This is a genomic window from Cellulosimicrobium cellulans (assembly GCF_042723955.1).
GTDB lineage: Bacteria > Actinomycetota > Actinomycetes > Actinomycetales > Cellulomonadaceae > Cellulosimicrobium > Cellulosimicrobium cellulans_H.
This window is the reverse complement of sequence record NZ_JBHXIC010000074.1, coordinates 1-21,612: the sequence shown is the minus strand read 5'-3', so window position 1 is coordinate 21,612 and position 21,612 is coordinate 1. Positions and strand designations below refer to the sequence as shown.

Sequence of the window (21,612 nt, the reverse complement as noted above, 5' to 3'; positions counted from 1 at the left end):
CACCCCCCCGCGGGGGCCGGGGGCGCGGCGCGGGCGCCCCGCGCGGCGGGCGGCGGGGCACCCCCCCCCGGACCCCCCCGCGCCCGCGCGCGCATCGTCCCCCCTCGCGACGCTCGAGGTCTGGGACGCGCGGCTCGCGAGCCTCGGCGCCGAGATCACGGCCCTGCGCCTCCAGCTCGTGGCGGCCCTCACACCGTACGTCGCGGAGGCGTACGAGCAGGTCAGCGCCGGGCAGGGCGAGGCGCGGATCGCGTACCGCTCGTCGGTCGACGAGGCGCTCGACCCGGACGGGAGCGCTGGCGGCGCCCCCACGCCGGGCGAGCCGGCCCCCGACGGCGACGGCTCGACGTCGGTCCTCCCCGACACACCGACGCTCGAGAAGCGCATGCTGGAGGCCATGCGGGTGGTGCGGGCGAAGGAGGTCGAGCGCGGGGTGAACCTCGTCGGGCCGCACCGCGACGACGTCGTGCTCACCCTGGGCGGCCTGCCGGCGAAGGGGTACGCGAGCCACGGCGAGTCGTGGTCGTTCGCCCTCGCCCTGCGCCTCGCGTCGTACCGCCTCCTCAGGGACGGGGCGCCAGCGGGGCTCGACTCCCTCCTGTGGGCGGACCAGTGGGGTCCCGACGGCGAGCCCGTCCTCGTGCTCGACGACGTGTTCGCCGAGCTCGACGTCCGGCGGCGCGAGCGGCTGGCCGAGCTCGTCGCGGGCGCCGGCCAGGTCATCATCACCGCGGCCGTGCCCGACGACGTCCCCGCCCTCCTGGACGGGGCGCGGTTCGCCGTCCACGACGGGACGGTGACCCGTGTCGAACCGTGACGGATCGCGCGGCGCCGCGTCGTCCGACGCCGCGGGGCCACCCTGGGAGCGGGAGAAGGCGGCGGCCTCGCCGGGCGGCCCGGCCTCGTCGCGCCCGACCGCTGAGGACAGGGACGAGGCGGAGCCTCGGGCGACGGGGTTGCCCGTCGGGGACGTCGTGGAGCTGACGCCGCCGGCGGAGGTGGCACGGCAGGCGCTCAACCGGGCGAAGGCGGCGGCCCGGGCGAAGGGGCTGCGGCCGGGGCAGGAGCCTCGCCGCCGGATCCTGGCCGACCCGCCGACGTCGGGCGCCCGACCGGGCGGCCGCGACCCGCAGCTCCTGGGCGACGTCGTCGCGCACCTGCTGCGGGAGCGCGACTGGGTCGCGGACGTGTCGGTGGGCGGCGTCGTCGGGCGGTGGCGCGAGGTGGTCGGCGACCAGGTGGCGGACCACTGCGAGCCCGAGACCTTCGAGGACAAGGTGCTCGTGGTCCGCGCCGACTCGACCGCGTGGGCGACGCAGGTGCGTCTGCTCGCACCCCAGCTCCTCGAGCGGCTCGCGCGCGAGGTCGGCGAGGGCGTCGTGGAGACGGTCACGGTCCTCGGGCCGGCGGGTCCGAGCTTCCGGCGCGGCAAGAAGTCGGTCCGCGGGCCCGGCCCGCGCGACACCTGGGGCTGAGGGCCCGACGGCGCCGGCCGCGTCGACCAGGGGCGCACCAGCGGCGGTGCCGACAGACGACGAGGCCCGCCGTGACCGGGGGCACGGCGGGCCTCGCGGGTGTGGTGACCGGGGCGCTGGTCACCACGTCATGGGGTCAGGACTGCACGCGACGGCGCAGCCAGAACACCAGCGCTCCGCCACCGACGAGCAGCGCGGCGAACGCCGCGGCCCCCGCGACGGTCGCGCCGGTCGTGGCGAGCGCCGGACCGCTCGCCTGCCCGGGCGCGGGGACGTCCTCGGCCGCGACGGGCGCGACGGGCGGGTTCGCGCACGCGCTTGTCGCCGGCGGGTAGGACACGACCGTCGAGTACGACGGGTTGACCTCGAAGAGCACCTCGACGCCGTCACGCGTCCAGGCGTAGTTCCCCTCGGTCTCGGTGTACGACCCGTCCTCGTTGCGGACGAACCCGGGCCACTGCTTCGGCTCCTCGGCCGAGGCACCGGGCCACAGGATCGTCCCGCTCAGCGGCTGGTCCTCGACGACGTAGTCCTCGCCACCGTTCGGGTGGAGGAACGTGATCGTCAGCGGGTTCTCGTCGTCGACCGTGATCCCCTCGGGCAGCGCGATCCCATAACCGAGGTAGGGCACGTCGCCCTCGCAGACCGCCTCGATCGTGCCCGGCACGAGCGCGCAGGCGTCCTCGGACGGCAGCAGGTCCGCGATCGGGAACAGCGCGCTGCGGCCGTCCTCCGCGACGACGTAGCCGAGCTCGGACGTCTCGGCCGAGAACTCGACGGAGGCGTCCTTCGGCTCGGCGACGACGCCCTCCGGCGTGACGGTGTAGCGGAACTCCTCGGACTCGGCCGGGACGTTGCCCTCCGTCAGCTCCGCACCGCACACCTCGACCGCGGTCGGGACGGCCGGCGTCACAGGGGCGACGACCTCCTCGTCGACCGGCTCGGGCGTGTCGCACGCGCCCTCGGGGAACAGCTTCACGAGGTCCTGATGGTCCCAGGAGATGAGGGTGCCGTCGGGGAACTCGCCGAGGTGCTTGCCGTCGGGCGAGTAGCGGATGTCCGTCGGGAGCTCGGCGAGGCCACCGGGCAGGTCGACGAGGTCCTGCTGGACCGCCCACGCGGTGCACAGCTCTTCGGTGGTCACGTCGGGCTCGATGGTCTTGGCGACCGCGCGGACGGCCTCCAGGTCGAGAGGCGCGACGAGCCACGTCTTGTCCCAGGGCTTCTCGGGCAGCGCGACCTCGTCGCTCGTGACGAGCTTCTGCGGGCCCGAGTTCTCCCAGGCGGCGCCCCGCGTCGGGTCGAGCTTGGGGTAGACGTAGACGCCGACCTGGACCGGGCTCTCCTCCTCGGGAGCCTCGCAGGCGGTCGTCTCGCCCTTCCAGGACTTGTCGTACCTGTCGTTGTCCGAGGCGTCGACGGCGACGCTCCAGGTGTGGTTCGCGGTCGGGTCGAGCTCGTACGTCTTCTTGAAGTGCCCGTCGAAGCTGCGAGGCTCGAGCGTCTTGCCGTCGACGACGACGGTCAGGCCGTTGCCGTTCGCGTACGCGTACAGGTCGACCGTCAGGCTGTCGCAGTCCGCGGACGGCACACCGCTGTGGGCGGAGGCGGGGGCCGCGGTGGCCACGAGCAGGCCACCGAGTGCGAGCGCTGTCGTCGCAACGCTCGCGAGGAGTCTCTTCACGAGGTGAGGGTCCCTTCCGGGGGTGGGGCCGCCCGCACGCGGATCACTCCTGCGCGGACGACGCGCGAATCATGATGGTGTGTGGTATTAGACCACTTTCCACGTGAAATGCCGATTCCCGACTTGTCGTGAAGGGAGCGTTCCTGCGGAGTGGGCGGAACGTTCCGCCCGGACGGCTGCGACCCCCTCCGGAGGCGGCCCCTCCGACCGGTGGACAACGCCTGTGGACAACTTTGTGGAGGAGTCTCGACGACGGCGCGCGGATCAGGTCGTGAAAGACCGGGACGCCGTCCCCAGGAGGCCCACAATCCGCGGAATTCGGCTCGTGGCGGGTAGACTGGGGAGGTCATTCCGGGTCTGTTCACCACCCGTGCGCGCAGCCCTTCCGAGGAGGCGCGGCCAGCCGTCCACGGCCGACCGTCCGCCGTCGCGGAGGAGCCGACGCCGACCGTGGTGCGGGCCCGGAACCCTTGAGCAGCGGCGACCGCTTCCGCACGAACGCGGGCGCAGCGTGCACGACGACGAGGAGCAGTCCTGCCCGTGGCAGACCACACCGACACCGCCATCTCCGACCCGACGGCGTCCGCGGAGGCGGCACCCTCGGCGGGCGGCGGCTACGACGCGAGCAACATCACCGTCCTCGAGGGCCTCGAGGCGGTCCGCAAGCGTCCGGGCATGTACATCGGCTCGACGGGTGAGCGCGGCCTCCACCACCTTGTGTACGAGATTGTGGATAACTCTGTGGACGAGGCCCTCGCGGGCCACGCCGACACGATCGACGTGACGCTCCTGGCGGACGGCGGCGTCCGCGTCGTCGACAACGGCCGAGGCATCCCCGTCGCGATCCACCCGACCGAGGGCAAGCCGACGCTCGAGGTCGTCATGACGATCCTCCACGCGGGCGGCAAGTTCGGTGGCGGCGGGTACGCCGTCTCCGGCGGCCTCCACGGCGTCGGCATGTCGGTCGTCAACGCGCTGTCGACGCGGATGGTCTCCGAGGTCCGCCGCGACGGGTACTCGTGGCGCCAGGAGTTCACCGAGGGCGGCAACCCGGTGGCGCCCGTCGAGCGGCTCGAGCCGTCGGACGAGACGGGCACGACGCAGACGTTCTGGGCCGACCCGGGGATCTTCGAGACGACCGAGTACGACTTCGAGACGCTGCGTGCACGCTTCCAGCAGATGGCGTTCCTCAACAAGGGCCTGCGCATCACGCTGACGGACGAGCGCCCCGCTCACCTCGACACGGGCGACGAGGTCACGGGAGGCGACGGGGCGGCGGACGCGGACGGCGTCTCGGAGGCGGACGGCGACGCCACGTCGTCCGGGGACGCCAAGGCCCCGGCCCGCACCGTCACCTACAAGTACGACGGCGGTCTCGTCGACTACGTCACGCACCTCAACGGCGCGAAGAAGGTCGAGCTCGTCCACCCGGACGTCATCGACTTCGAGTCCGAGGACACGGAGAAGCGCATCTCGGTCGAGATCGCGATGCAGTGGACCAGCGCGTACTCCGAGTCGGTGCACACGTACGCCAACACGATCTCCACGACGGAGGGCGGCACGCACGAGGAGGGCTTCCGCGCGGCGATGACCTCGCTGGTCAACCGGTACGCGCGCGACAAGGGCATCCTCAAGGAGAAGGACGACAACCTCACGGGCGACGACATCCGCGAGGGCCTGACCGCCGTCGTCTCCGTCAAGCTCGGCGAGCCCCAGTTCGAGGGCCAGACCAAGACCAAGCTCGGCAACACCGAGGCGAAGACGTTCGTCCAGCGCGTCGTCCACGAGCAGCTCACCGACTGGTTCGACTCGCACCCGAACGAGGGACGCGACGTGATCCGCAAGGCGATCCAGGCGTCCCAGGCGCGCCTCGCGGCGCGCAAGGCGCGCGAGGCGACGCGCCGCAAGGGCCTGCTCGAGTCGGGCGGCATGCCCGGCAAGCTGCGCGACTGCCAGTCGAACCGCGCCGAGGAGTGCGAGATCTTCATCGTCGAGGGTGACTCCGCCGGCGGCTCCGCCGTCCGCGGCCGCAACCCGCGGACGCAGGCGATCCTCCCGATCCGAGGCAAGATCCTCAACGTCGAGCGCGCTCGCCTCGACCGGGCCCTGTCCAACCAGGAGGTCCAGTCGATCATCACGGCGTTCGGCACGGGCATCGGCGAGGACTTCGACCTCACCAAGCTGCGGTACCACAAGATCGTCCTCATGGCCGACGCCGACGTCGACGGCCAGCACATCGCGACCCTCCTGCTCACGCTGCTCTTCCGGTACATGCGTCCCCTCATCGAGAACGGGCACGTCTACCTCGCGCAGCCGCCGCTGTACCGGCTCAAGTGGACGAACGCCCCCCACGACTACGTCTACTCGGACAAGGAGCGCGACGCGTTCCTCACGTCCGGGCAGGCAGCGGGCAAGCGGATCCCCAAGGAGAACGGGATCCAGCGCTACAAGGGTCTGGGCGAGATGGACTACTCGGAGCTGTGGGACACGACCATGGACCCCGAGCACCGCACGCTCAACCAGGTCACCCTGGACGACGCCGCCGCCGCGGACGAGATCTTCTCCGTCCTCATGGGCGAGGACGTCGAGTCCCGCCGCAGCTTCATCCAGCGGAACGCGAAGGACGTGCGGTTCCTTGACATCTGACCAGCCGGCGCCCGCCCCGCGCGGGCGACCGGCCCGCGAACGCGCCCCGGCGGCGCGGACCGCGGCAGACGACGAGCGCAGCGAGCACGCAGGAACGAACGAACGAGGTAGACCGTGACCGACGAGCAGAACCCCGAGACCGAGCCCACGGCTCCCGGCGACGGGGCCGAGGAGATCGTGCACGCCGACGGTACGGCGGTCGCCGTGCACCACGGGCGCATCGAGCAGGTCGACCTCCAGCTCGAGATGCAGCGGTCCTACCTCGACTACGCGATGAGCGTCATCGTCGGACGTGCGCTGCCGGACGTGCGCGACGGCCTCAAGCCCGTGCACCGGCGCGTGCTGTACGCGATGTACGACGGCGGATACCGACCCGACCGGTCGTACTCGAAGTGCTCCCGCGTCGTCGGTGACGTCATGGGCAAGTTCCACCCGCACGGCGACAGCGCGATCTACGACGCGCTCGTGCGCCTCGTGCAGGACTGGTCGCTGCGCTACCCGCTCGTCGCCGGCCAGGGGAACTTCGGCTCGCCCGGCAACGACCCGGCGGCCGCGCCGCGGTACACCGAGTGCCGCATGGCCCCCATCGCCATGGAGATGGTCCGGGACATCGACAAGGACACCGTCGACTTCCAGGACAACTACGACGGCCGCACCCAGGAGCCCGCGGTCCTGCCGTCGCGGTTCCCGAACCTGCTGGTCAACGGCTCGGCGGGCATCGCCGTCGGCATGGCGACGAACATCCCGCCGCACAACCTGCGCGAGGTCGCCGAGGGCGTCCAGTGGCACCTGGACCACCCCGAGGCGAGCCGCGAGGAGCTCCTCGCGGCGCTCCTGCTGCGCATCAAGGGCCCGGACTTCCCGACCGGCGCGACGATCCTCGGCCACAAGGGCATCGAGGAGGCGTACCGCACCGGCCGCGGCTCGATCACGATGCGCGCCGTGGTCAACGTCGAGGAGATCCAGGGCCGCGTGTGCCTGGTCGTCACCGAGCTGCCCTACCAGGTGAACCCGGACAACCTCGCCGCGAAGATCGCCGACCTCGTCAAGGACGGTCGCGTCCAGGGCATCGCCGACATCCGCGACGAGACGTCGGGCCGCACGGGCCAGCGCCTCGTGATCGTGCTCAAGCGCGACGCCGTGGCGAAGGTCGTCCTCAACAACCTCTACAAGCACACCCAGCTCCAGGACACGTTCGGCGCGAACATGCTCGCGCTGGTCGACGGCGTCCCGCGCACGCTGAGCCTCGACGCGTTCGTCCGCCACTGGACGACCCACCAGCTCGACGTCGTCGTGCGTCGCACGCGCTACCTGCTCGCCGAGGCGGAGCGCAGCATCCACATCCTGCGCGGCTACCTCAAGGCGCTCGACGCGCTCGACGAGGTCATCGCCCTCATCCGCCGGTCCCCCGACGTGGACCAGGCGCGCACGGGTCTCATGGAGCTCCTGGGCGTCGACGAGGTCCAGGCGACGGCGATCCTCAACCTCCAGCTCCGCCGCCTGGCGGCGCTCGAGCGGCAGAAGATCCTCGACGAGCACGACGAGCTCGAGCGCAAGATCCTCGACTACGAGGACATCCTCGCCAAGCCGGAGCGCCAGCGGACGATCGTCGGCCAGGAGATGGGCGAGATCGTCGCCAAGTACGGCGACGAGCGCCGCACGACGATCCTCCCGTTCGACGGCGAGGTCTCGATCGAGGACCTCATCGCCGAGGAGGAGATGGTCGTCACGATCACGCGCGGCGGCTACGTGAAGCGCACCCGCAGCGACAACTACCGCGCGCAGAAGCGTGGCGGCAAGGGCGTGCGCGGCGCGCAGCTGCGCGAGGACGACATCGTCGACCACTTCTTCGTGACGACGACGCACCACTGGCTGCTGTTCTTCACGAACCTCGGGCGGGTCTACCGTGCCAAGGCGTACGAGCTCCCCGAGGGCGGTCGCGACGCCAAGGGGCAGCACGTGGCCAACCTGCTCGCGTTCCAGCCCGGCGAGAAGATCGCGCAGGTGCTCGACCTGCGCGACTACGACGCCGCGGAGTACCTGGTCCTGGCGACGCGCCGCGGCCTGGTCAAGAAGACGCGGCTGTCCGAGTACGACTCGCCGCGCTCGGGCGGGCTCATCGCGATCAACCTGCGCGAGGACGAGTCGGGCACGCCCGACGAGCTCGTCGCGGCGCTCCTCGTGGACGCCGACGACGACCTCATCCTCGTCTCGCGCAAGGGCCAGTCGATCCGGTTCCCCGCGAGCGACGACACGATGCGGCCGCTGGGGCGCGCGACGTCGGGCGTGACCGGCATGAAGTTCCGCGAGGGCGACGAGCTCCTCTCGGCGGACGTGGTCGAGGAGGGCTCGGACCTCTTCGTCGTGACGGAGGGCGGGTTCGCCAAGCGCACGCGGATCGACGAGTACCGGGTCCAGGGGCGTGGCGGCCTGGGCATCAAGGTCGCGAACCTGGTAGAGGCTCGTGGAGATCTCGTGGGGGCTCTGGTGACAGAGGCCGACGACGAGGTGCTGGTGATCATGGAACGCGGGAAGATCGTGCGGTCCGCGGTCGACGAGGTGAACCTCACGGGCCGCAACACGCAGGGGGTGACGTTCGCGAAGCCCGACAAGGGCGACCGCATCATCGCGGTCGCGCGGAACGTCGAGCGTCGTCTCGGAGAGGATCGGGATACCGTGGAGGGCGAGGACGGGACCGGCACGGCCCCGGTCGGCACCGACATGAGCAGCGCACCGATCATCGACCCGACCGCCTCGTCCGACGGGGCGAGCGGGACCGAGCCGGCCCCCGGAACCACCGAGGAAACCAGATGAGCAGCGAGAACAACGCACCGCCGACGATCACGCCCCGGCTGACCGTGCCGCGTCCGGACACGGACACGACCTCGCGTGCCGGGAGCTCGACCACGGCGAGCAAGCACGCGGAGTCGAACGGCGCGTCGAACGGTTCGGCGTCGGGCACCGTCCCGCCGCCGCCCCCGCCGCCTCCGAGCCCGTCCGGAGGCCAGACCACCCCGGAGCGCGGGGTGGACGACGACGGGATGGAGCGCGCGTCCGGCGAGAGCCGTGTCGCGGTCGCCCGCGCGGGTGCCGTGAAGGCTGCCGCTGCAGCCATCGCCGCGGCGAAGAGCGCGGCCAAGAAGGTCTCCGCCTCGGTCCCCGCCGCGCCGCCGGAGTCCGACCCTCAGCAGCCCGGTCACGACGAGATCGACGACGAGACGGTGAGGCGCGTGCCCACGACCACCTCGGCGGCCCCCAGCGCCTCGGCGGCTCCGGCCGCGACGAACGCCCCGGCGGCGGCCTCGCTGCACTACTCCGCGGCCGGCGTGTCCGGCTCCGCGACCCCGCTCACCGGTGCCACGCCCGCCGTGGGCCCGGCGACGGGCGCGACGCCCACGGTCCGGCACGACGGCGGCCCGCGTCGCGTCCGGCTCGCCGTCTCGCGCATCGACCCCTGGTCCGCGATGAAGCTCGGCTTCCTGCTGGCGGTCGCGATCGGCATCATGACCGTCGTCGCGACGGCCGTGGTCTGGTACGTCCTCGACGGCATGATGGTCTTCTCGAAGATCGAGGACCTGTTCACGCAGATCGTCGGCACCGAGACCGACGTGGACATCCAGCAGTACGTCGCGTTCGGCCGCGTGATCTCCATCGCCACGCTGCTGGGCGTCGTGAACGTGGTGATCATCACCGCGCTGTCGACGATCATGGCGTTCCTGTACAACATCGTCGCCGCGCTCGTGGGCGGCGTGCACCTCACGCTCACGGACGACTGACCCAGCACGGCTCCCGGACCGGGGGTCACGGACCCTCGGTTTGGGTCTGCGGCTCCCGGTGGGGTAACCTCAATCGCTGCCTGCGAGCGGAGCAGCCCCCCGGGGCTGTCCGGCGAGGCGCGTACGGGCCTATAGCTCAGACGGTTAGAGCGCTTCCCTGATAAGGAAGAGGTCAGAGGTTCAAGTCCTCTTAGGCCCACTGCCGAACCCACTCGAGGGGGAACGTCATGAAGAAGCTTCTCGTCCTGCTCCTCGCCGCCGGCGCCGGATATCTCCTGTGGCGCAAGTACACGGAGGACAACGCCGAGCGCGACCTCTGGGCAGAGGTCACCGACACCTTCGAGTGAGCACGTCTCACTCCTGACCGGCCCCAGGCCGCGTCACCCGGGGCCATGGCGCAATTGGTAGCGCACCTGCTTTGCAAGCAGGGGGTTGGGGGTTCGAGTCCCCCTGGCTCCACCATGAGCGGTTCGCGTACGCGGACCGTAGTAGTTCACAAACTCCACAGCACCTCCCATCTGCGGGGACGCCGGATCGCGAAGCCTCCGACCGAGAACCCGGCAGACGGGTGAACGTCAGGTTCGAGTCCGCAACGACGTGGTCTCCGCCGTTCTGTCCGGTGCAAGTCGGACGTGTCGGTGGTCTGATGCAGGATCGGCGGTGTGACGATGACCGAGGCCCGACGACGCACCGCTGCCGCTGCTGCCGCGGGCGACTGGCCGCCCGAGTTGGCGGCTCTAGGAAGCCGGGTCACGGAAGAACGCAAGCGCCGAGGGCTCACTCAGGAGGAGCTCGCTGAACTTGCCGGGCTGTCACGCCCGACCATCAGCAAGATCGAGCGTGGTGTGCAGGACGTCGGTGTTGTAGTCCTATGCAAGATCGCCCGCGTCCTCGGCGTCGCGGCAGCCTCGCTGCTTGATGGTGCGGATCTGGCCTGATGCCCGGCAGGCCCGGTCGATAGGTGCCACGTTGTCAGGGCGCTGCTCCGCGCGTAGCGCTAGTCATCGCCGAAGGACAGCAATGTCTGAGAGCACAGATGCATCAGGCCGGCTCCTTGTAGCGACAGGAGTCGAGCGAAGCGCGAGTCCAATGACGGTTCGAAGCGCACGTGGGTTGCGGCGACTAGCCAGGTGATGGACTCTAGCGTCGGCTGTAGGACGGTCTTAGTGAACATCGGCTGGGGCCCGAGCGAGTAGCCCTCGTCGAGCACGACAGCACTGAGCACGCCGGCGGAGTCGTTGTGCACCATCCCGTGCGCGGAGGTCACCAGGAGCCTCCGCGCGTCGTAGCCAGCCTGTGCCTCGAGACGGTCGAAAGTTGGCCGCACGTGCTCGCCGGCTGCGTTCGTCGGCAGGAGCGGGATGGCCCAGCCGTAGGCATCCCGAAACCGCGCTTGGGAGTTGGCGAGTGCGTGCGCCTGTTCCAACAGAACGGCTCGTTGACTTCGCTCCTTGAGTGCTGCTGGGTCGATCGGGCCTGCGCCGTGCTCCTCGTAGTACCTGCTCAGGCGCTTGGTCTGGACTACGAAGCCGTGATCCAGGTACCGCTGCGCGATTTCCGGGCCGCCTTCAGCGATTAGACGTGCGGTGACCGCGAGTTCGTGGAGGCCTCTCCAACGGGCGGCCGCACCGACCCAGTACCCCGCCACCGCCAGACACCGGATCTCTTGCAGCGTCATGGTTGCGCTGGAGTGCACCAGCGTGAGCGCCGAGCGGCTTGACGTGTGGTGATCCTCCCTGACCGCGTCGATGCGCTCGAGCATCAGGACGCCGTGCTGCTCCATCGCAAAGACGACGTGGTCGAGCGCGCGCAGCTGCGTCGGATAGTCGCTCGCGATCTCCGCTCGGGTTCGAAAGTCGCGTTGGGTCGTTCCGTCGAGCGCTAGCTCAACATGGTGCGCGATCTGACGGGCGGTCTCTGGCGCGGCCGCCAGGATGCGGGCGCCCCAGTCGCGTCCGCCGTCGGTACCAGTCACGTGCCGATCCAATCTGAGGTGTCTTCCTTGAGGGGATCCGACTAGATCCGGCCGACCCTGCTAGGCGTGTCCGCCGCCGTCATCACCGCGGGCTGTGGACAAGCCGCACGCGAATCGCGCTGTGCGTGTACACATGTTCGACTACTGCTACTCGCGCCGCCAGTCTCGCTCCGCGCGTCGAGTAGCGGAAGAGATCTTTTCTGTGCCAGAATAGATCTATCTCCGAGGAAGGTGTGCCCCGCGTGACGTCTCAGACTGTCGTGTCGCCCTTGCGGCCTAACGATGACATCCCCCAGCTGCCCGAAGTTGCGGGCGGGTTCAAGACGATCCTCGCCGACCCGCCATGGCGCTTCGCCAACCGCACGGGCAAGGTCGCTCCCGAGCATCGGCGGCTCGATCGGTACTCCACGCTCAGTCTCGACGACATCTGCGCACTGCCGGTGAGCGAGCGGGCAGCGAAGAACGCGCACCTGTACCTGTGGGTTCCGAACGCACTGCTTCCCGACGGACTGCGCGTCATGGAGGCGTGGGGCTTCCGCTACGTCTCGAACGTCGTCTGGGCTAAGCGTCGCAAGGACGGCGGGCCGGACGGGCGCGGCGTCGGCTTCTACTTCCGCAACGTCACCGAGTTGATCCTCTTCGGCGTGCGCGGATCGATGCGGACCGAGGCGCCAGCGCGGTCCATGGTCAACATGATCGAGAGCCGGAAGCGGGAGCACTCCAGGAAGCCGGACGAGCAGTACCCGATGATCGAAGCGGCGTCCCCCGGTCCCTACCTCGAGATGTTCGCCCGACAGGCCAGAGCAGGCTGGCACGCGTGGGGCGACGAGTCTGCCCCTGACGATGCGCAGCGCGGACAAGTACACCGGGGCTACACGGGCGGACCTATCGAGGTGCCAGCAGTTTCGGCCTACGAGCGAATCGAACCCTCCGAGAACCATGACATCGCGGTGTACCTTCGTGCGCGTTACGAAGCAGGGTGCTCGATCAGGGCGCTCATGGATGAGACCGGCTACACGCATCAGCGTGTGCGGGGCCTGCTCCGAGATGCGGGTACGACCCTGCGAGGACGAGGGAGGCCGCGCGCCTCGTAGCATCTTGGTTATGAGTCGTTAGGGTCGGCTCATGACAGTCGGCTTGAATCAGATGTCGCTCACCCGGAACATGCCGCTGAGCAGCCTTGTGGCTACAGCCGCGGAGGCATCGACCGGGATGACCGTGGATGAGGTCAAGGAGCTGGCTGAGGGTCACGGGAGCGAAGCCGCTGCTTCGTGGGTTCAGAGCTTGTTCGTCTTCGATAGAAGCGGACGTCTGATCGAGGACCTGTTTGTCCGGACCGCGAAGGCCGGCAGGACCGATGAGGCGGAGTTCTTGGCGTGGGCCCTCCTCGTATGGTCAGAGCCCAGGATCGCCCGGATCGTCAACGACGTGCTCACAACCTCAGACGGCAGGTTCGACCGGACAAAGTTCTCCACCGATCTGGTCGAGGAGGAGTTGGAAGAGGCTGGGGCGTCAGACATGCGCAAGGCGGCTTCGACGCTGCTCAACCGCATGTCGTCAGCGCACCTGTTTGTGCCGACCAAGCGCGGCCCCACCATCATCGGTGTCGAACGGTTCCTCCCTTCGTCGAGGTTCGCACCGCTCCTGTCTGAGCTCATCGCGGAACGACTCCGCGACCAAGTCGGCACGGTCGTAGCAGAGCGCGGTGATGCGGTGGAACTTGCGATCCTGTGGAAGTCGAACCGGTGGCTCGGCCTGACTCAGGACGAATTTCGGCGAGCCGCGCGGCCGCAACCGATTGGGTCGACCTCTGCGCGGAATGCGGCGCCGGATGATCTGGCGTTGCTTGACGAGGAACTGCGCCGTCGTCGCCAGGTCGTCCTCCAGGGAGCGCCGGGTGTCGGCAAGACCTACGTCGCGCTGAAGTACATCGACTGGGCGAGCGGTGGTCGACGCGACGAGTCGAACCTTACGACCATCATCGACAGCTTGCCGATAGCGGAGCGTACGCCCGCTGACATCGCGAATGCCATCGTGGCGCGCGGTCTCCATGCCGTCTGGGACCTCACCCAGTTCCATCCGTCGTACGGCTACGAGGACTTTGTGCGCACACTCGCGCCACAGCCCGCGCCCGGTGGCGTCACCTTCACCGCTGAGCACCGCACACTCAGTCTCCTCGCCGCCATCGGAGTCGCGCTGGGTGAGGCCGGCTCCGACTGCGACGTGATCCTCATCGTCGACGAGATCAACCGCGCGGACATCGCGCGCGTCTTTGGTGAGCTTCTTTACGCGCTCGAGTACCGGGACGCGCCTGTTCGCACGCCGTACGCGGTGGACGGTCGGGCGTCGATGACGCTGCCGGCCAGCCTGTTGCTAGTCGGGACGATGAACACTGCAGACCGGTCCATCGCCCTCATCGACTACGCATTGCGCCGGCGCTTCACCTTCATCGACCTGCAGCCCGCCCGTGAAGTCGTCGACACGGCGGCCTGGCGAGGTGCCCGAGATCGGACGGGCGCTCTTGCGCTGTTCGACAAGGTTCAAGAACTCTTCGACGTCGATAGCGCCGCGCTGGCCGTCGGCCACTCGTACTTCTTGCCCTCAGGCTCAGAGCCCGACGAGGCCAGTTCCCTTGCCGGCATCGCTCGACGCTTCGCCTACGAGATCGTGCCGCTGCTGAGCGAGTATGCCGCTGAGGGGCTGATCGATGGGGACGGCCTCAGGAGCATGCTGGCGAACGTCGGCGTAGACGCCACCGGTCAGACCGCGGTGGAGGAGAAGGTGCTCACGTGGTTGAAGTCCCGGTAGCCGCGGATCGCTGGGACGCCGGGTCTACCGACCTGCATGTCCGCGAGCAGGGCACAACGAGCGCTACCGAGGAGTTCGTCGCCAGCTTTCCTCAGCACCTCTGGGAGCCGCTGGGGATCAAGGCCACCCGTACCCCGGGACAGCCCGATTGGACAATCCGCGCCTCAGACCGCGTAGGCATCATGCGCGTAGATGTCGGGGGCACGGCCGCACACATCCGAATCACGCCAAAGCTCCCGGACCTCGATCTGTTCTTCCTCGCCGACTGGGCCTACGGATCGTCCAGTACCACGAAGAGCCTCCTATCTGGCCGCGCTGAGCTGGACGCTGTGCGATCCGAACCGGCCGCATGCCTGCTGGCGTGGTACCTGGCTGAGGCTGTCGCGTTCGCGACACGTTGGGTTCGTCGCGGCTACGTCACGCGGGAGGAGGAACTGGTCGGTCGAGTCCGTGGACGGATTGATACAACCCGCTACATCAGAAACTCGCTCGCATCTGCGCGACCGCACGTCGTGCCCTGCCGCTACACAGAGCCGTCCGACAACACGCGCCCGAACCAGTACCTGAAACTCGGAGTGCGGCGAGCCGCAGCACTCGCGCACCTCGTGCCGAACGCTGGCGCACGCCGGTTCCTGCTTGAGCTCTCTCGTCGCGGGCTCGCCCTGCTGGCCAGCGTCGATGACGTGCAGATGACGCCCCGCCACGGGCGACGGCTCAACCTCGCCGGGCCGCTGCGCCACTACCGGCCCATCACAGACTTCACGACCGCCCTTCTCGAGGGCACGTACGTTGGTACCGAGGTTGGGGCGCATGGGCAACAAGCGATCCTCTGGCCGCTGAACCTCTTGTACGAGCAGTCGCTGCGCAACATCTTGGATGGGTGGCACGGTGGTGTGCTCGACAAGCGTTCGCTCCGTGCGACCGTCGTAGCCCCGAACGGCAAGCGACTCGGCTCGAGCCGGGTGACGCCGGACTTCGTGCTCAGCACAGATTCGACCGCACTCGCGCTTGACGCCAAGTACAAGGATGTCCGTGTCGCCGATGAACTGGTGACGGAAGACAGCGAGGTCGTGGATGTCGCACCAACGGCGCGAGAGCGCGTCCGGCTACGTCGATCGGACGTCTACCAGGCGGTCGCGTATGGTCGCCACGACGGGCTGCGCCCCGCCGTCGTCTGCCTCATCTATCCGGTGACGCTCGCACCCGATGAGCCGTACCCCGATCTGATCCGAGTCGAGGGCTTCGACCCTGTCGTCAACGTTCTCTTCATGGACGTAGGCCCGCGGGCGGCGGGCAACGTCGCAGCCCTCTACGCCGCTCTCGACAAGATCGCGGCCGCCACGCCGGCCCAGGTTGGCGCGGTCTGAGACCGCTGGACGCACCAGGCGCTCGTTCAAGCCGATGTCGACGCTGGCGTGCACGAAGGCAGGATGTGGTTCAGAGATGCGGATCCCATGAAGACGACTCCCTGGCCGTGGGTTCTCTTGGCGTCGTCGCGGTCCCGGCGAGACCGGCGCCCATAGTTAGGGGCGCAGGTGGTCTGGAAGCTCCCAGCCACCCCAATCATCGAAAGTGCCCCAAAGGGCATCGTTCGAGGCGATCTGTCGAAGGATCCGTTCGGCACGGGCGACATCGTCGAAGCGCATGACTGCTGCACCGCGGAGCATCGCGGCCGTCCGTTCGTAACTTTGGCCGCACAAGCGGGCGTACGTCACGACGGTGATGCCCTGTTGCGCCAACTGTGTCCTGATCAGGTAGCAGTAGTAGTGCTGCAGGCGTGACGCGGCGATGAGGTCGAACTGGTGATCGTCTTCGGCGTCCGGCCAGGGAAGGTCGTGCTCAAGCCCGAACGCTCCGGGCTTCCCGCAGAGGTCTCTGGGGACGTAGCGAGGGTCGCTCACAGTTCCCCCTGCGACACGTAGGTTTGCTTTTAGCCGCTCTTGTTGGCTAAAAGCACCCTGCTACGGTAACGATCCGACTGTGCGTGGTGCAATGTCCTGGGCATGACAGCCGCCCCCACTGGCCGAGGGAGGGTGCGCCACGCGCGCGTCCAGGCCCGCCCCGGCATGCCCCGGCCCCCGCCGCACCCTTGGCGCCCCTGTAGCACATCGGTTACATTCCGAGTACGGGGGCGCATCGCGCGAGTACGGCACCGTCGACGTTGAAGGTGCCCAAAGACGCCGAAAGCCCCCAGGTTGCGACTGGGGGCTCGGCCGGCCGAAGCCGTTCTTGGCTGCTGCTCCGATCAGAAAGCACCACCATGCCCAGATTCCCTCAACCACCTGCCCGTGTCAACGCGACCCGCCCGTACGGGGGCCAGTAATGGGCCGCCATCCCGCACGTCGTCCCGTCCAGCGAACGGCGCCTCTTCCCGTTGACGTAGCACTCCCGTCTCGCCCGGTGGTCCGCACCGCGACGGGCAACCATGCCGCAGCCGACCAGCAACGGCGTGCATCGCTCGCGACGTTCGAGCCGACGTCACCAGTCGCCCAGCTGGCTGTGACGACGGCGCTCGAGGTCGTGATGCAGAACCCCGCGGTCGCGGAGCAGACCGACCGCCGCCGGCTGGGCGTGCTGGCGGCACTCTTCGATCGGTACCTCGCTGTGCACGGAGACTTCGACCCGTCTCGTGCGCTCGCTCGCGCGGAGGTCGACGCCTTCATCGGCACCCACATGCAAGGCCACGGTCGCGGAACCATCAGCACGTACCGCAGCGATCTGTCGCGGTACGGGCGGCTCTACCACCCGGACGCCTACCCAAAGCTGGATCGGCGGCCAGCGCGAGCAACAACTCTCCGCCCCTACATGGGGGCCGAGGTCGCCCGGATGTGGCAACTCACGTCGACGGTCACAGACAAGGTGGCCCGCCGGATGCAACTGATCATCGCCTTGGCGGCCGGCGCTGGTGCTCGAGCGAACGAGATGACGACCCTTGTCGGCGCGTCGGTGCGCGTCGTGCTCCGCAACGGGGCCAGGACGGTCTGCGTCGATCTCCCGTCGCGACGAAGCGGTGTGATCCGCACGGTGCCGATCGTCGACCAACGCTCGGCCATGACGCTACGGGCTGCGGCCGAGGCAATCGGCCCCGACGACTATCTGCTGTCTGGAACGGGCAAGAGGACCAACGTGGTGAACCGGACCAGGAGCCACCTGCAACAACAACAGCCCGGTGAGGAGTTCAGCGCGGTCCGACTGCGGCACTTCTGGATCGTGCGCCTCGCGTCGAGCAGCTTCCCCACGGCAGCGGTCCTCCACCTGGCCGACCTCGGCGACTCGCACACGTTGACGGAACTGCGTCCCTACTTCCGGCAGTTCGACGACACCGAACTCCTGGACTGGATGCGGGAGGTGTCCTCATGATCTCCGCACACCGCGATCGGGCCGAACTCCACGACTCCGTCTTCGGGTACGCGCTCGACTTGATCGACAAGTCCGGTGCTGCGTCCGCGATCGACGGCGCAGCGGACTCCCGACGCGGTCCGGGCGGCCGGACCGCGTCCGAGGAGATCGTCTACACCACCAAGGCGGTCCTGGTCGCGATCGTTTGCCTACTCGACCTGGGGCGACAGGTCTCCGTGGCCGCGATCCTGGAGTTCCTCTTTCGCTGGTGCACGTCCAGCCAGCGGGAGCGGATCGGAGTAGTGGTGTCGCCCTCCGCGATCGCCTCGATGTCCGACCGGTCGTCGGCAACCCGTGAGTACGCCCGTTTCCATGCGTGGTTGACGCGCAGACTCTTGCCCTTGGATTCGCTGTTCGACGTCACGGCACGAGTGACGACGAACCAGGAGCGAGACACGATCCTCGCCAACCGCACCGCTCAGGACCGCGACGCGGCCGAGGCGGCCCTCGTCCTGTGCGACCGTATCGTCAACGACATCGTCGCGGCCTCGATCGACGATCCCTGCCCGAGCGGCTACGCCGGAGACCTCCTCGTCGACGAGACCACCCTGCAGACGGCCCAGTCGAAGCCGGGCATGGGCAACCAGCCTGCGCTCAAGCGTCCAGCCGCCCCCGCGGCACGCACCTATGTGCGGTCCCGGGGCGTCGTTAGCGACGCTCCCGATCAGGCCGGGCAGAAGGTCACGAAGTCCGGAGCAGGCGTGGGAGTCACGGCACTGACCCGCATCGGTCCTCCGACGCGCATTCGCAACGTCCCGCGTGCGATCACGAGCATCATCGTGCGCGAACCGACGAGTGCGAACCTGCGCGCGCTCGACCTGGCCCTGGAGAACCACGTCTCCCGCGGCTTCGACCCGCGCGCCAGGAACCCGCTGCGCGGTGCGAACGCGAGGTGGCCGCGACTGATCGGCGACATGGGCTACAACGTCAAGACGGGGTGGCAGGACGTCCTGTACCGCCACCGCTACTCAGCCGTCGCTCGCTATCCGGCCAACTGGCCCCTCACGCACGAGACGCAACATCCACGGTCGAACAGCGGCGAGCGTACGGACCCGGGTCCGGTACAGATCGAGGGGGCGTTCTACTGCCCAGCGGTGCTCCAGGCCCGCCAGCACCGGCTCGCGATCCCGATCAGAGGGATGTCCGCGAAGGACTTGGACGGGCACGACGCACGGATCAAGGCCCGACTCCAGTACGCGATGGGGACGAACGGTCGGATCACGAAGGCGGCGCCGAGGCGGGGGCGACCCTCCAAGGCCAAGCCCGCAGAGGACGTGTTCAAGATCGCGCTCATCTGCCCGGCCGTCCAGGGCCGAGCCGACTGCCTGTTCCGGCCGAATGCGGACATCGACCCCGCCGTTCACCCCACCATCCGGCCAGACTGGGAGCCAGAAAGGTACGAGTGCTGCACTCGCAGCCACGTCACCGTGACGATGACCGAACGGCAGGCGCGCGAGTATCAGCACCTGCCGGCCGGCTCCTGGGAACACGCTCTGATCTACGAGTCGGGACGCGCGCTGACCGAGAACGGCTTCTCGCTCCTGAAGAGTCCGTACCTAACCCGACTCGACAACGTCTCGGCCGGACCCCGGCGCGAGCCGTTCATGAAACTGCTCATCGCCATCGCCGTCGCACTGACCAACAGGCAACTCGCCCAGCACCAGCATTCGGATCAGGACTCCTACTCCGAGCGGCTCGCCCGGATCCACGCGGCAATCGGTCGGGAGCCGTTCCGAGTGCCGCCGCGCACCTGAACCAACAAGACATCTGACGGGTGGCCGGAGCTGAGCCCGGCCACCCGTCGTCGTGTGCACCTGCGAACTTTATTCGCGGGACTTCGTACGCCGCCGGGCGTCGTCAGGGTGCCGGGGTGCAGATCGCCACCAACTGCGACCCGCTCCATGAGGCCGGGAGAGGGGCATTAAGCGCGATCTCGGCCATGTCTGCAACGCGTTGCTCCCATGCCGAAAATACTCGGGACTTGGGCGCCGAATCCTCTGGAGCGGGACTCTGCGCTTCAACGATGACCTGCATTCGCGATCCGCTCACCATCCATCGATGAACCATGTGTTCATCGTCGACCGCTCGAGGTCGAGAACCTCCGTCTCCTCATCGCCAGCAGAGTGTCGCGAAGTGGATCATCGCCGCCCGCTGACCAGCGGGCGTGGCATCAACCAGCGACGGTACGGTGCTCGGTCCAGTGCTGGGTGAGCCAGTCCACCTGCTCGTCGCGGAGATCGAGGGTCAGCGGCTGCTGGTGCAAGCGCGCGTACTGTGGATAAGCCCCGAGCTCCTCGGCGACGTCGACCCGGCGGTGCGCGGGGTCGACGGCGAGCAGACCGTCGTCGAAGAGTCGATGGATGTCTCGACGGAGCATCAGACCGCCGTGTGCGCGGTGTTCGCCGATCCTGGCGTAGCTGTAGAGATGACCTGCTTCGAGGACTCGTGCGGGCGCCGCCCCCGTGAACGCGCACTTGTGGCCCTGGGCCGCGAGCAGGGCCTCTCGGAACTGTCGCTGGCCGCGGCGGACACGGACCAGAGACTCCCGGAAACCCTGCGGTACGTCGACCGCGATGTCGAGCGTCGGACCCCACGCCACGTCCGGGAGCCGTCCGACCACCCGACTGAGAGCGCGGTCGGCGTGCTTGCGCGCCAGGGCGTTGCTGAACGCAGCCCAGTCCAACCGCCGCATCGCGTTGAACTCACCCTTGTTCGTCTGAACCCGGCGGATCTCACGGTCGTCCAGGAGACCATCGAGGTCCGTCCACGCGGCGTCGTACCGGGCCCGGTAGATCTCGACCTCGACCACCTCGGACCGCGGCGTGTCGAACTCGGCCTTGCAGTCGTCACAGCGGAATCTGGGCGTCTTGGTCACGCGGGGCTTGATTGCCGTTGTCGAGCAGACGGGACACCGCTTCTGCAGCTTCTGGCCGGTGGACCGCTCGATCTCCTCGATGACGGACACCCCGAGCAGCCGCCGCTTGTCCCACAGGGCCACCGGGTCACCGACCGTGATGTTCTTGTGATCGACGACCTTGCTGTCCCATGAGTAATAGGCGTCGTACTGGTCGTCGTAGCCCTCGTTGCCACCGTGGCCCCGGTCGTCGCCCGCAGCCATCAGCAACCACGCGCGTCGGGGCTCCCTCATGGCCATGGTCAGAGCTTTCCGCACGAGAACCGAACGCGGCAAGCGAAGGGTGGTGATGCAGTTCCCCGGGCAGGTGGTCGCGGATGAGCCCGTTCGTGTGCGTATCGGCCGGGCGCTGCCGATGGGAGCGCCCGCGCGACGAAGGGCCCGCACCGGACAGTGCGGACCCTTCGGCGTCGTGCTGTGCCACTCGGCGGTGAGGCGGGCGACTCAGACGTCGTCGGCCTTCTTGGCGGCGTCCTCCGCCGCGGACTCGGCCGCCTCGCGCGCCTTCTTGCCGGCGTCGCTGAGGTCGTCCTTCGCGTCCGCGGCGGCGTCCTTGGCGGACGAGGTCGTGCTGCGGGTGGTGCTGCGGGCGCGGCTGGTGGCCTTCTTGGCCGCGTCCTTGGCATCGGAGACGGCGTCGCTCACGCGGTCGCTGACGTCGTCGCGGACCTCGGCGGCGCGCTCGGCGAGCTTGTCGGTCGCCTCGCGGCCCTTGGCCACGGCGACGCCCGCCGCCCCCGCCCGCGACGTCGCGGGGTAGCCCCCGGCCGGGCGCGCGCGCGCGGCGACCTGGTGGGGTGTGGGGGGGGGGGGGGCCTCGGGCGCGCGGGGGGTGGCGTGGGGGCGCTGGGGGTCCGCGCCCACCCGCCGCGACGGCACCGTCGCGGTGGTCGCCACCGGGCCCCGGAGCGCGGTCGACCGGCTCGTGGCGTGGT

The 21,612-nt window shown here is 69.1% G+C and carries 16 protein-coding genes, 2 tRNA genes and 1 pseudogene; 14 read left to right on the top strand and 5 right to left on the bottom strand.

The features are described 5' to 3' along the window. Positions 1 to 817, top strand: an 817-nt coding sequence (locus ACFWH7_RS16700) for a DNA replication/repair protein RecF (RefSeq protein ID WP_463054461.1), incomplete at its 5' end; no start/stop codon positions are given. Then, positions 804 to 1,475, top strand: coding sequence for a DciA family protein (locus ACFWH7_RS16695; RefSeq protein ID WP_378218036.1), 672 nt, complete (start codon positions 804 to 806; stop codon positions 1,473 to 1,475). The genes ACFWH7_RS16700 and ACFWH7_RS16695, both read left to right, overlap by 14 nt. 136 nt (positions 1,476 to 1,611) lie before the next feature. Here the strand turns inward: ACFWH7_RS16695 and ACFWH7_RS16690 are convergent, their stop codons facing one another. Then, the gene (locus ACFWH7_RS16690; RefSeq protein WP_378218034.1) at positions 1,612 to 3,159 is read right to left on the bottom strand and encodes a hypothetical protein; all 1,548 of its coding nucleotides are present in this window, start codon (positions 3,157 to 3,159) and stop codon (positions 1,612 to 1,614) included. 564 nt (positions 3,160 to 3,723) lie between these two features. Between ACFWH7_RS16690 and gyrB the strand changes: the two genes are divergently transcribed. From gyrB to ACFWH7_RS16655, 7 genes are all read left to right on the top strand, one after another. After that, complete coding sequence (gene gyrB / locus ACFWH7_RS16685) at positions 3,724 to 5,805, top strand: DNA topoisomerase (ATP-hydrolyzing) subunit B (protein WP_378218042.1); 2,082 nt, start codon at positions 3,724 to 3,726, stop codon at positions 5,803 to 5,805. A gap of 174 nt (positions 5,806 to 5,979) precedes the next feature. After that, a complete protein-coding gene (gene gyrA, locus ACFWH7_RS16680) occupies positions 5,980 to 8,619 on the top strand; it encodes a DNA gyrase subunit A (RefSeq protein WP_378218040.1) in 2,640 nt (879 codons plus the stop codon). Beyond that, a complete protein-coding gene (locus ACFWH7_RS16675) occupies positions 8,616 to 9,581 on the top strand; it encodes a DUF3566 domain-containing protein (RefSeq protein ID WP_378218032.1) in 966 nt (321 codons plus the stop codon). The genes gyrA and ACFWH7_RS16675 overlap by 4 nt, the downstream gene beginning before the upstream one ends. Positions 9,582 to 9,706: 125 nt before the next feature. Further along, positions 9,707 to 9,780: transfer RNA gene (locus ACFWH7_RS16670), tRNA-Ile, on the top strand. Between the two features lie 28 nt (positions 9,781 to 9,808). Beyond that, entirely contained in the window at positions 9,809 to 9,928 is a 120-nt protein-coding gene (locus tag ACFWH7_RS16665; RefSeq protein ID WP_208863433.1) for a DLW-39 family protein, read from the top strand. Between the two features lie 39 nt (positions 9,929 to 9,967). Next, positions 9,968 to 10,043 (top strand) — tRNA-Ala (locus tag ACFWH7_RS16660). A gap of 206 nt (positions 10,044 to 10,249) precedes the next feature. Continuing rightward, complete coding sequence (locus ACFWH7_RS16655; RefSeq protein WP_378218038.1) at positions 10,250 to 10,519, top strand: helix-turn-helix domain-containing protein; 270 nt, start codon at positions 10,250 to 10,252, stop codon at positions 10,517 to 10,519. A 59-nt stretch (positions 10,520 to 10,578) separates the two neighbouring features. Here ACFWH7_RS16655 and ACFWH7_RS16650 read toward each other — a convergent pair whose 3' ends face one another. Next, positions 10,579 to 11,556, bottom strand: a complete 978-nt coding sequence (locus ACFWH7_RS16650; RefSeq protein ID WP_378218029.1) for a DUF5677 domain-containing protein — start codon at positions 11,554 to 11,556, stop codon at positions 10,579 to 10,581. A 242-nt stretch (positions 11,557 to 11,798) separates the two neighbouring features. Here ACFWH7_RS16650 and ACFWH7_RS16645 point away from each other — a divergent pair, with 242 nt between their 5' ends. From ACFWH7_RS16645 to ACFWH7_RS16635, 3 genes are read left to right on the top strand one after another with little or no spacing between them, the layout of a single operon-like run. Further along, entirely contained in the window at positions 11,799 to 12,650 is an 852-nt protein-coding gene (locus tag ACFWH7_RS16645; RefSeq protein WP_378218026.1) for an MT-A70 family methyltransferase, read from the top strand. A 31-nt stretch (positions 12,651 to 12,681) separates the two neighbouring features. Next, entirely contained in the window at positions 12,682 to 14,364 is a 1,683-nt protein-coding gene (locus ACFWH7_RS16640) for an McrB family protein (RefSeq protein ID WP_378218024.1), read from the top strand. Beyond that, positions 14,346 to 15,731: a 5-methylcytosine restriction system specificity protein McrC gene (locus tag ACFWH7_RS16635; protein WP_378218022.1), complete on the top strand. Its 1,386-nt coding sequence runs from the start codon at positions 14,346 to 14,348 to the stop codon at positions 15,729 to 15,731. The genes ACFWH7_RS16640 and ACFWH7_RS16635 overlap by 19 nt, the downstream gene beginning before the upstream one ends. 156 nt (positions 15,732 to 15,887) lie before the next feature. On the opposite strand, the gene ACFWH7_RS16630 is transcribed toward ACFWH7_RS16635, so the two are convergent. Next, positions 15,888 to 16,265, bottom strand: a complete 378-nt coding sequence (locus ACFWH7_RS16630) for a hypothetical protein (RefSeq protein WP_378218020.1) — start codon at positions 16,263 to 16,265, stop codon at positions 15,888 to 15,890. Between the two features lie 499 nt (positions 16,266 to 16,764). On the opposite strand from ACFWH7_RS16630, the gene ACFWH7_RS16625 reads away from it, so the two are divergent. Then, positions 16,765 to 17,724, top strand: coding sequence for a hypothetical protein (locus ACFWH7_RS16625; RefSeq protein WP_378218018.1), 960 nt, complete (start codon positions 16,765 to 16,767; stop codon positions 17,722 to 17,724). Continuing rightward, entirely contained in the window at positions 17,721 to 19,517 is a 1,797-nt protein-coding gene (locus ACFWH7_RS16620; protein ID WP_378218016.1) for a hypothetical protein, read from the top strand. Before ACFWH7_RS16625 ends, ACFWH7_RS16620 begins: the two co-directional genes overlap by 4 nt. A gap of 416 nt (positions 19,518 to 19,933) precedes the next feature. On the opposite strand, the gene ACFWH7_RS16615 is transcribed toward ACFWH7_RS16620, so the two are convergent. Both ACFWH7_RS16615 and ACFWH7_RS16610 read right to left on the bottom strand, forming a co-directional pair. Continuing rightward, the gene (locus tag ACFWH7_RS16615; RefSeq protein ID WP_378218014.1) at positions 19,934 to 20,917 is read right to left on the bottom strand and encodes an HNH endonuclease; all 984 of its coding nucleotides are present in this window, start codon (positions 20,915 to 20,917) and stop codon (positions 19,934 to 19,936) included. Between the two features lie 204 nt (positions 20,918 to 21,121). After that, a pseudogene (locus ACFWH7_RS16610) lies at positions 21,122 to 21,612 on the bottom strand (hypothetical protein); the annotation flags it as partial.

Excerpts from the sequence above, each read along its gene's own strand:
- ACFWH7_RS16640 (WP_378218024.1), top strand. The coding sequence starts at position 12,682 with ATGACAGTCGGCTTGAATCAGATGTCGCTCACCCGGAACATGCCGCTG.
- ACFWH7_RS16665 (WP_208863433.1), top strand. The coding sequence starts at position 9,809 with ATGAAGAAGCTTCTCGTCCTGCTCCTCGCCGCCGGCGCCGGATATCTC.
- ACFWH7_RS16620 (WP_378218016.1), top strand. The coding sequence starts at position 17,721 with ATGATCTCCGCACACCGCGATCGGGCCGAACTCCACGACTCCGTCTTC.
- ACFWH7_RS16655 (WP_378218038.1), top strand. The coding sequence starts at position 10,250 with ATGACCGAGGCCCGACGACGCACCGCTGCCGCTGCTGCCGCGGGCGAC.
- ACFWH7_RS16675 (WP_378218032.1), top strand. The coding sequence starts at position 8,616 with ATGAGCAGCGAGAACAACGCACCGCCGACGATCACGCCCCGGCTGACC.
- ACFWH7_RS16615 (WP_378218014.1), bottom strand. The coding sequence starts at position 20,917 with ATGGCCATGAGGGAGCCCCGACGCGCGTGGTTGCTGATGGCTGCGGGC.